The sequence below is a fragment of the Jatrophihabitans sp. genome, assembly GCF_035474675.1.
GTDB lineage: Bacteria > Actinomycetota > Actinomycetes > Mycobacteriales > Jatrophihabitantaceae > Jatrophihabitans_A.
This window is the reverse complement of record NZ_DATINC010000181.1, coordinates 1-9,679: the sequence shown is the minus strand read 5'-3', so window position 1 is coordinate 9,679 and position 9,679 is coordinate 1. Positions and strand designations below refer to the sequence as shown.

At 75.1% G+C, this 9,679-nt stretch carries 8 protein-coding genes and 1 rRNA gene; 1 reads left to right on the top strand and 8 read right to left on the bottom strand.

Annotated elements, in window-relative coordinates:
* The 6 genes from steA to VLJ82_RS20595 form a co-directional block, all read right to left on the bottom strand.
* Positions 1-1,148, bottom strand: a 1,148-nt coding sequence (steA, locus tag VLJ82_RS20620; RefSeq protein ID WP_408665250.1) for a putative cytokinetic ring protein SteA, incomplete at its 3' end; no start/stop codon positions are given.
* A 59-nt stretch (positions 1,149-1,207) separates the two neighbouring features.
* On the bottom strand, positions 1,208-3,133 hold the full coding sequence (gene recN / locus VLJ82_RS20615) for a DNA repair protein RecN (protein WP_408665249.1): 1,926 nt from the start codon (positions 3,131-3,133) through the stop codon (positions 1,208-1,210).
* A 31-nt stretch (positions 3,134-3,164) separates the two neighbouring features.
* Positions 3,165-4,199: an NAD kinase gene (locus tag VLJ82_RS20610; protein WP_408665248.1), complete on the bottom strand. Its 1,035-nt coding sequence runs from the start codon at positions 4,197-4,199 to the stop codon at positions 3,165-3,167.
* Positions 4,196-4,996, bottom strand: coding sequence for a TlyA family RNA methyltransferase (locus VLJ82_RS20605; RefSeq protein ID WP_408665247.1), 801 nt, complete (start codon positions 4,994-4,996; stop codon positions 4,196-4,198). The genes VLJ82_RS20610 and VLJ82_RS20605 overlap by 4 nt, the downstream gene beginning before the upstream one ends.
* Positions 4,997-5,006: 10 nt before the next feature.
* Positions 5,007-5,198 carry a hypothetical protein gene (locus tag VLJ82_RS20600; protein ID WP_408665246.1) on the bottom strand — a complete coding sequence of 64 codons (192 nt, stop codon included), beginning with the start codon at positions 5,196-5,198 and terminating at the stop codon, positions 5,007-5,009.
* Positions 5,199-5,248: 50 nt separating this feature from the next.
* Positions 5,249-6,322, bottom strand: a complete 1,074-nt coding sequence (locus VLJ82_RS20595) for an HAD-IIA family hydrolase (protein ID WP_408665245.1) — start codon at positions 6,320-6,322, stop codon at positions 5,249-5,251.
* A 68-nt stretch (positions 6,323-6,390) separates the two neighbouring features.
* On the opposite strand from VLJ82_RS20595, the gene VLJ82_RS20590 reads away from it, so the two are divergent.
* On the top strand, positions 6,391-7,656 hold the full coding sequence (locus tag VLJ82_RS20590; protein WP_408665244.1) for a DUF1015 family protein: 1,266 nt from the start codon (positions 6,391-6,393) through the stop codon (positions 7,654-7,656).
* A gap of 97 nt (positions 7,657-7,753) precedes the next feature.
* On the opposite strand, the gene VLJ82_RS20585 is transcribed toward VLJ82_RS20590, so the two are convergent.
* Together VLJ82_RS20585 and rrf are read right to left on the bottom strand one after the other, a co-directional pair.
* Positions 7,754-8,770: a tetratricopeptide repeat protein gene (locus VLJ82_RS20585; protein WP_408665243.1), complete on the bottom strand. Its 1,017-nt coding sequence runs from the start codon at positions 8,768-8,770 to the stop codon at positions 7,754-7,756.
* Positions 8,771-9,563: 793 nt separating this feature from the next.
* A 5S ribosomal RNA gene (gene rrf / locus VLJ82_RS20580) occupies positions 9,564-9,679 on the bottom strand.

Here is a 9,679-nt window from a genome sequence, read left to right as displayed (position 1 = left end):
AGATGGTCCCAACCATCGGCCAGGAGATGGGCGTAGCTGTCGCCGGAACTGCCGGCGATCAGGACGACAGCGATGGCGAGCGCCGCGGCAACGGCGAGCAGCACCAGCGACACCGCCGAGACCCGGGTCTGGTACAGCTGGCCGGCAGCCTTGGCATCCACCAGCCGGCCGCCGATCTTGAGCCGGGTCAGCACCGTGGAGGCGATCCCGCCGCGGCCGGCGTCCAGGAACTCCTCCAGGGTGGCGCGCATGCCGACGGTCACGATCAGCCGGGCGGAGCCGGCGTCGGCCAGCAGCATCGCGGCGTCCTCGCTGGTGCCCGCGGTGGCGAACACCACCGGCTCGATGCGCAGGTCCTGCACCCGGGCCAGGCCCTCGACCCGGCCGTGCCGGTCGGCGTGGGCCACCACCTCGCCGGCGTCGCGCAGCGCGGCGTCGGACATCTCGTCCAGGTTGCCGATCACCAGGTCGGCCTGGTAGCCGGCGTCGCGCAACACGTCCGCCCCGCCGTCCACGCCGACCAGCACCGGCCGGAACTCCCGGATGTAGTGCTTCAGCGAGCGCAGGTCGGACCGGTAGTCATATCCCTTGGCGACCAGCAGGACGTGCCGGCCGCGGAACCGGGTGGTCAGCTCCGGCAGCCCGACGCCGTCGAGCAGCAGCTCCTTCTCGCGCTCCATGTGCTGCTGGGTGCTGGCGGCGAAGGCCTGCAGCTGGGCCGACAGGCCCGCCTTGGCGGCCCGCATCGCGGCCCGGATGGACTCGGCGTCCTGCCGGTTGCCGCGGGCGGCCACCCGGTCGCCGATGTAGAGCACCTCGCCGTCCAGCCGCAGCCGGCTGCCTTCCTTGACCTCGGCGAAGATCTCGGTGCCGACCTCGTCCAGCAGCGCGATGCCGTGCCCGACCAGCACCTCGGGCCCGAGGTTGGGGTAGCGGCCGGAGATGCTCGGCTGGGCGTTGACCACCGCGCTTACCCCCGCGGCCACCAGGGCGTCCGCGGTCGAGCGGTCCAGGTCGGCGACGTCGATGACGGCGATGTCGCCGGCGTGCAACCGGTTCAGCAACCGGTTCACCCGGCGGTCCAGCCGGACCACCCCGGTGATGCCGGGGAGCGCCTCCCGGCGCCGGTCGGACTGCCGCAGTGCCATCTTCATGATTTTCGATGGTGCCATCCGGCCGGCGGATCGGCGCTCTCCGCCACGCGGCGTCACGGCCCGGATCGGCGCCGGCCCGCGCCTGCTCGAGCAGTTTTACCCGTGCTGCGCTGGCCATTCCGCGCGGCAGAGGTGCCATCCGGCCCCGGCTCGGCAAGGCCGGCCCGGGCGTCGGCCAGCAGCTGGGCGGCGTGCTCGCGGGCCAGCGCACTGTCGGTGCCGGCCAGCATCCGGGCGAGCTCGGCCAGCCGGTCGTCGCCGGTGACCGCGCGAATGTCACTGCGGGTGACCCCGGCGGCCTGTCTGTCACCGCCGGCCGGTTCGTCAGCGACCGATTTGTCAACCACCAGATGACGATCGGCGAAGGCGGCAACTTGTGCCAGGTGGGTGACCACCACCACCTGGTGGCTGCGGGCCAGCCTGGCCAGCCGGCGGCCGACCTCGACGGCGGCCCGGCCGCCGACGCCGGCGTCCACCTCGTCGAAGACCATGGTCGGTACCGGGTCGGTTCCGGCCAGCGCCACCTCGATAGCCAGCATCACCCGGGACAGCTCGCCGCCGGACGCGCCGCGCTGCACCGCCAGGGCCGGGGCGTCCGGGTGCGGTTGCAGGGTGATCCCGACCTCGTCCACCCCGTCCGGGCCGGCCCCGGCCGGAGCGATCTCGACCTCGTCCACCCCGTCCGGGCCGGCCCCGGCCGGTTGGCCGTCGATCTCGACCCGCAGTCCGGACTCGGCCGGGGGACGGAGCCGCACCTCGACCCGGACCCGGGCCGCCGGCATCGCCAGGGCAGCGAGTTCGGCGGTGATCAGCTCCGACAGCCGCCGGGCGGCCTGCCGGCGCCGCTCGGACACCTCGGTGGCCAGCTTGGTGTAGCGGGCCGCCGCAGCGTCCCGCTCGGCGGCCAGTGCCGTCAGCGCCTCGTCGGAGGTGTCGGCGGCCGCCAGCCGCTGCTCGGCCCCGGCCGCCCAGTCCAGCACCGCTGTCAGGTCGGCCTCGCCGTACCGGCCGTCGCCGTACTTGCGGATCAGCGCGTTGAGGGCGGCCCGGCGCTCGTGCACCGCGGCCAGCCGGGCCGGGTCGGCCTCCAGCTGCGCCTGGTAGCCGGCCAGCTCGCCGCCGATGTCGGTGGCGGCCGCGGCGAGCTCGGCGAGCCGGGCGGACAGCTGGTCCAGGCCTGGGTCGGTGCCGGCCACCTGGCCCAGCGCCCGGCTGGCGGTGGCGATCAATTGCTGGACATCCGGGGCGTCGCCGGCCGGGTCGTCCGGGTCGCCGAGCAGCGCGTCGTGGGCGGTGCGCACCGCGATCCGCAGCGCGTCGGCATGCTCGAGCCGGGCTGCCAATGCGGCCAGCTCGGCGTCCTCCCCCGGCTGCGGTGCCACCCGGGTGATCTCGGCCAGGCCGTGCTGGAGCAGCTCGGCCTCCCGGGCCAGCTCTCGCGCGGCGCCGGCCCGCCGCTGCAGCTCGGCGACCGCGGCCCGCCACTCGGCGAAGGCGGCCCGGCAGTCGGTGAGGTCGATGCCGGCGAACCGGTCCAGGGTGAGCCGCTGCTCGGCGGGCTGGGCGAGCCGCTGCTGGTCGCTCTGGCCGTGCACCGCCACCAGGTCCTCGGCGAGCCTGGCCAGCATCGACGCCGGTACCGAGGCGCCGCCGGCCACCGCCCGGGACCGTCCGGTCGCGCTGACCACCCGGCGCAGCACCAGGCTGCCGTCGGCGTCCAGGTCACCGCCGGCCTCGGTGACCGCCTGCGCGGCCGGCGACGAGCCGCCGACCAGCAACCGGCCCTCGACGCTGGCCGAGTCCACCCCGGGACGCAGCCGGGACACCTCGGCCCGGCCGCCGAACAGCAGCGCCAGCCCGGTCACCACCATGGTCTTGCCGGCGCCGGTCTCGCCGGTCACCACGGTGAGGCCGGGCCCGAGCTCGAGCACCGCGTCGGAGATCACTCCGAGCCCGCGGATGCGGATTTCCTCCAGCATGTGCCTGCCTTGGAAGGAGTAGGTGTCCGGACTAGCCGTCGTGCCTGGTCGGATCGTGCCTGGTCGGGTCGTGCCGGGTGCGGTGGTGCTGGGTCGGGTCGTGTTGGGTCGGGTCGTGCCGGGTGCCGCCGGGCCGGCCGGTGCGGCCGTCGCGCAGGCTGCGCACCGGCAGCTGGAACTTGGCGACCAGCCGCTCGCCGAACGGGGTCGGATGCGGCCGGGCGATCGCCACGGTCTGGTCGGAGCGTTCCACCCGCAGCCGGGTGCCCGGCGGCAGCGGATGGGTGCGGCGCCCGTCGCAGCTGAGCCGGCCGGGCTGGTCGGCGCCGGTCAGCTCGATGCCGATATGCGAGGTCGGCGCCACCACCAGCGGGCGGGAGAACAGCGCGTGCGCGGCGTTGGGCACCAGCAGCATCGCCTCCACGTCGGGCCAGACGATCGGCCCGCCCACCGAGAAGGCGTAGGCGGTCGAGCCGGTGGGCGTCGCGCAGATCACCCCGTCGCAGCCGAACCGCAGCAGCGGCCGGTCGTCCACCGACACGGCCACCTCCAGCAGCTTCTCCCGGTTGCTCTTCTCCACCGACGCCTCGTTGAGCGCCCAGTCCTCGGCGATCACCTCGCCGTCCAGGGTCGCGGTCACCTGCAGCGTGAATCGCTGCTCGACCTCGTAGCGGCCCTCGACGATCGCGGTCACGGTGGCGTCGAGGGCGTCCACCTCGGTCTCGGCCAGGAAGCCGACGTGACCCAGGTTCACCCCGAGCAGCGGGATGCCCGCGGTCCGGGCCTGCTCGGCGGCCCGCAGGAACGTCCCGTCGCCGCCGAGCACCAGCGCCACCTCGGCGCCCTTGGCAAGCTCCGAGCCCAGCCCCGAACCCAGCTCCGAGTCCGGGTCGGTGCCCTCCAGCAGGCTGACCGTCCCGACCTCGCCGTCCTCGGCGAGGTCGGCGGCCTCGACGGAGCTGATCCGCACCTCGATGCCGGCGCCGTTCAGCCGGGCGATCAGGTCCCGGGCCAGGGCCCGGATGTCGGAGCGGCCGGCGTGCACCACCAGCAGTACGGCTCTCATGCGATCTCCCCGGCATCGGCACAGACAGCGGCGACAGCGGCCTGGTCGGCCGGGCCGGCGTCCTGGCGCAGCCACAGGAAGAATTCCACGTTGCCGCTGGGACCGGGTAGCGGGCTGCGGGCGACGCCGGCCGTGCCCCAGCCCAGTTCCAGCGCGGTGCGCGCCACCGCCAGCACCGCCTCGGCGCGCAGCTCGGGCTCGCGCACCACGCCGCCCCGGCCCAGCCGCTGCCGGCCGACCTCGAACTGCGGCTTGACCATCGGGACCAGGTCGGTGACGGTGCACGCCGCCAGCGCCGGCAGCACCAGGCCGAGGGAGATGAAGGACAGGTCGGCGACGGTCAGGTCGGCCGGCCCGCCGATCTGGTCCGGGGTGAGCGTCCGGACGTTGGTGCGGTCGCGGACCACCACCCGCGGATCGTTCTGCAACGCCCAGACCAGCTGCCCGTAGCCGACGTCGACGGCCACCACCTCGCGGGCACCGTGGCGCAGCAGCACGTCGGTGAAGCCGCCGGTCGAGGCGCCGGCGTCCAGGCAGCGCCGGCCGCCGACCTGGAGGGCGTCGAACGTGGCCAGCGCGCCGGCCAGCTTGTGCCCGCCGCGCGAGGCGTAGCCGGGGTCGCCGGCGTCGGTGAGCACCCTGATCGGGGTGTCCTGCTCGACCCCGGTGGCGGCCTTGGTGGCGACGGTGCCGCGTACCTGCACCCGGCCGGCCTCGATCAGCTCGCCGGCCTGCTCGCGGGAGCGGGCCAGCTGGCGACGCACCAGCTCGGCGTCCAGGCGCAACCGGCGGACCATGAGCAGCGGCTCAGCCCTGGTCGAGGTCGGCGAGCGCGGCTTGCAACTCGCGGTGCAGGGCGTCGAGCCGGAGCACGGCCTCGTCCAGCGGACCGTCCGCCACGCCGGCGATGCCGTCAGAGGCCGCGGCGACCAGGCGGGCCGGATCGGCATCGCCGGGGGCCGGAACCGGGGCGGGCTCGGTCGGGTAGCTGTCGCTCACACCGCCCAGGCTACGTGCTGGCCGGGCCGGGGCGGGCGGTATCCACAGCCTCAGCCGGCCGCGTGTCCGAGGCCCAGCTGGTCGAGCAGCCGGACGGCGGGCTCGTCGCCGCCACGGATCCGCACCGCCTGGGTGCCGGTATCGGTGCCGGCGTCGGCCAGCCGCCAGCCGGCCACCGCCAGCGCCCGCAGCCCGTCCAGGCCGTCCGGGCTGTCCGAGCCGCCCGGCTCGCCGGTGCTCAGCACCAGCTCGGCCCCGGCGGTCCGCACCCGAGCGGTGCCACAGCTGACCAGCCCGGCGGTCTCGGTGACCTCGGGATGGCCGTGCAGCAGCGCCGAGACGTCCCGGCCGAGGTAGTCCGGCCGGTGCAACGGCGGTGCGGCGAGCAGCCGGGCCGGGTCGGTGACGCCGGTGAGCACCAGCAGCGAGGGGCAGTCGGTCCGCCGGGCGCTCTCGATGTCGGTGTCGAGCCGGTCGCCCACCACGACGGGGTTGCGGGCCCCGGACCGTTCCACGCTCTCGGCGTGCATGGTGGGGTCCGGCTTGCCGGTGGCGGCGGCCGGGGCCGTCCCGGTGGCGTGCCGCAGCGCCGCGACCAGCGAGCCGTTGCCGGGCAGCGGCCCGCGCGGGGACGGCACGGTGGCGTCGAGGTTGCTGGCCAGCCACGGCACGCCCCGGCCGATCGCCACCGCCGCCTCGGCCAGCGCCGGCCAGTCGGTGCCCGGGGAGAAGCCCTGCACCACGGCAGCCGGGTCGTCGTCGGCGGAGAAGACCGGGGTCAGCCCGCGCTCGGCCAGCGCCTCGATCAGGCCGGCGGTGCCCAGCACCAGCACCGGCGCCCCGGCCGGCAGCCGGTCGGCCAGGTAGTGCGCCGCGGCCTGGGCGGAGGTGACCACCTCCGCGGGGTCGGCCGGCACCCCGACCCGGTGCAGCAGCTCGGCGACCTGGTGCGGGGTGCGGGAGGCGTTGTTGGTCACGAAGGCCAGCCGCATGCCGGCCCGGCGGGCTGCCTCTAAGGCCTGCGGAGCGCCGGGCACCGGTTGCTCGCCGATATAGACCACCCCGTCCAGGTCGAGCAGCGCCACGTCGTAGCGGGTGGCCAGCGGCTGGCTCGAGCCGATCATGGTGTACCCCTCCGGATCCCTGCCCGTGCCGATATGTCCGTCTGCCAGCTGCCGTAACATCGGCCCTCGTGACTGATCCCCGTCCCGCCTCCGGCCTGTCCCTCGCCCCGTTCCGTGCCACCCGCTTCACCGCGGACGCCGGCTCCCTGGGGCAGCTGCTGTCCCCGCCCTACGACGTGATCAGCGACGCCGACCGGGCCGGGCTGGTCGCGGCCGGCCCGACCAACGTCGTCCGGTTGATCCTTCCAGAGCAGGACGAGGCCCAGTTCGGCGGCGGTGACCGCTACGCCGGGGCGCGGGCGCTGCTGGAGGAATGGGTGAGCCGGGGGGTGCTGGCCGTCGACGGCGAGCCTGCCCTGTTCGTCTACGAGATGAGCACGCCGGACGGCGCGGTGACCCGGGGCCTGCTGGGGGCGGTGGAACTGCGCGACCCCGAGGACGGCGTGATCCTGCCGCACGAGAACACCATGGCGGGGCCGGTGTCGGACCGGCTGGCGTTGATGACCGCGACCGAGGCCAACCTCGAACCGATCTTCCTGGTCTACGACGGTGGCGGGCCGGCCTCGGAGCTGGTGGCCTCGGTCGGCGAGCAGCAGCCGATCAGCTCGGCGACCACGCCGGACGGGGTGCGGCACCGGTTGTGGGCCGTCACCGATCCGGCCGCACACGCCGCGGTGGCCGACGACCTGGCCGGCCGGCGGGCCCTGATCGCCGACGGGCATCACCGCTACGCCACCTACCGGCAGCTGCAGGCCGACCATTCCGGCGAGCCCGGGCCGTGGGACCGCGGCCTGACGCTGCTGGTCGACACCTCCTCCTACGGGCCGCAGGTGCACCCGATCCACCGGGTGGTGGCGTTGCCCTGGAACCGGATCCTGGAACTGACCGAGGCCGCGGCCGAGGTCGGCGAGCCGGTGTCGGTGGCGGCGGCGGAGAAGCTGCTGGCCCAGACCGAGGGTTTCGCGGTGGCCCTGGCGCACGAGGACGAGGCGGTGATCGTGTCGAACCTGTCGCCCGACATCCTGCGCGAGGCGCTCGGCCCGGCCGCCGGCACGCCGCTCGGCGAGCTGGACATCACGGTGCTGCACCGGGTGCTGGTGGAGCGGGTCTGGCAGCTGAGCGACAACGAGGACAACGTCGGGTACGCGCACAGCGTCAGCGAGGCACTCGCCGAGGCGCTGCACGCCGGACGGACCGCGGTGCTGGTCCGGCCCACCCCGGTGGCGGCGGTGGCGGCGGTGGCGGCAGCCGGCGAGCGGATGCCGCGCAAGTCCACCCTGTTCACCCCGAAGCCGGCCTCCGGCATGGTGATCCGGCGGTTCGCCGACCAGTAGTGGCGGTACCACCGGCTCGGCGGGTTGGCCTCAGGGTCTTGTCAGAGCAGGGTTGACGCTTTGTCAGGGCAGATTGGCGGCCCGGTCAGCAGCTTTGTCAGAGCAGGTCGGCGGCCCGGTCGGCGGCGTCGGTCTCGTCGTCGAAGTCGGCCTGCGCGGCGGCCCCGAACCACTGGATGGCCTCTTCGGTCCGGCCGGCAGCTGCCAGGGCGTCGGCGTAGGCGTACCAGAGCCGGGCGCTGCCCGGCCTGGGGTTCTTGACATCCAGGGAGCTGCCTCGTTCGAACACCGCCAGGGCGGCGTCCAGCTGGCCGAGATCGCGCCGGGCGCCGGCCACCACGATGAGCAGTTCGGCGCGGGTGGCGGCGTCGAGCTTGCCCACCGCGGGGTCGTCCAGCGCCTTCAGCGCCCGCGCCGGCCGGCCCAGCGCGCGCTCGCAGTCGGCCATCACGGCGATGTTGCCCGGGTCGCCGGAGATCCGGCGGGCGGCCCGCAGCTCCGACAACGCCTCGGCCCACTCGCCGGCGTGGTAGGCGGCCAGCCCGGTGGCCTCCCGGACGGCGGCCACCCGGGCACCGCGGCCGCGGGCGGCCCGGGCGTGCTCGAGCGCCTTGTGCGGGTCGGTGTCGATGACCTGGCCGGCCGCCACCAGGTGGGCGCCGACGAACTCGGCGGTCAGCTTGCTCAGCGAGCGCAGCTCGGAACGGACCGACGGGTCCAGCAGTTTGGGGTCGGCGCCGGACGGGATCGCGATCTCGGCGCCCCGGGCAGGCCGAGAGCCGCGGGTGGCCTCGTAGTCCTCCTCGACGCGCGGTGCCCGGCCGCGGCCTGCCGCGTTCCGGGCCGGGGCAGTACGGGCTGAGGCGGGACGCGCTGAGGTGGTACGGGCCGGTGCCCGGCGGTCGCCGGAGCGGCCGGACGTCGCGGAGTACCGGTCGTCACTGCCGGACCGTTCCGGACGCCCGGCGCGGGCCTGGCCACGCCCGGTGGCGGGCCGCTCGAACCGATCGCCTCGGCTGGTGCGCTCGGTTCGGGGAGCAGCAGCCCGGCGGGGCGGGGGCGAATCGGTGCCATGGTCGCGATGTGGCCTGCCGGTCCGGCGGTCCCCGCGCACGTCGGTGGAAGCGCCGGCGGGCTCCCACCAGGGCGTCGAGCGTTGCTCCCGGTCACCGGAGGCAGCGGGGCGGCTAGTGGGACGACCTGTCGTGGCACCGCGACGGGACGGTGCCGAATCGCCCGCCGAAAAACCGCGACGAGACGGTGCCGAGCTGGAATCCCGGCCACCGGAGGAGGCGCCGTAACGCGGCCGGCGGTCGGCGGCATAAGTCTCATCCGAAGCCCGGCTGGGGCGCCCCGAAGGCTGGCGGTCGCGCACCGGCCGGCCTGCCGATCGGAACTCCGACCGTTCGGTGTCGAACCGGGACCGGCCGGCGCCGCCCTGGGCGCCACGGCTGTCCGTGCTGCGGGCACCGGTGCCCCGGCTGCCGGCGGAGTAACCACCGGCGTCTCGACGGCCGGCAGCAGAACCGCCGGTAGCACGGCTACCCGCACCGCGCCCGGCAGCGGAACCGCCGGCGCTGTACCCGCCAGCTCCCCGGCTACCGGCACCGCGCGCGCCGGAATCCCGGCCGCCGGCGCTGTATCCACCGGCGCCCCGGCCGGCGGAGCCACCGGAGGCCGAGCCGGCACCCCGGGGGCGGCCAGCCGCCCGGCCACCGCTGTCGCGGCCCCGGCCGGTGTTCGAGCCGCCGCGATGAGCTCCATGCTCAGCCATCGTCATCACCCACATCATCGGAAACTTGAAAGCTCAGAAAGCCAGCTGCTCCGGGGATCCGGAACACCGTGGCTGGACAGGCAAAAACAACCAGGGTCGTTCGGCAATGCCGAACGACCCTGGTCGAAAGTGTGTCCGGCGACGTCCTACTCTCCCACGCAGTGGCCCGCGCAGTACCATCGGCGCTGAGAGGCTTAGCTTCCGGGTTCGGGATGGGACCGGGCGTTTCCCTCTCGCTATGGTCGCCGA

Excerpts from the sequence above, each read along its gene's own strand:
- recN (WP_408665249.1), bottom strand. The coding sequence starts at position 3,133 with ATGCTGGAGGAAATCCGCATCCGCGGGCTCGGAGTGATCTCCGACGCG.
- VLJ82_RS20610 (WP_408665248.1), bottom strand. The coding sequence starts at position 4,199 with ATGAGAGCCGTACTGCTGGTGGTGCACGCCGGCCGCTCCGACATCCGG.
- VLJ82_RS20605 (WP_408665247.1), bottom strand. The coding sequence starts at position 4,996 with ATGGTCCGCCGGTTGCGCCTGGACGCCGAGCTGGTGCGTCGCCAGCTG.
- VLJ82_RS20595 (WP_408665245.1), bottom strand. The coding sequence starts at position 6,322 with ATGATCGGCTCGAGCCAGCCGCTGGCCACCCGCTACGACGTGGCGCTG.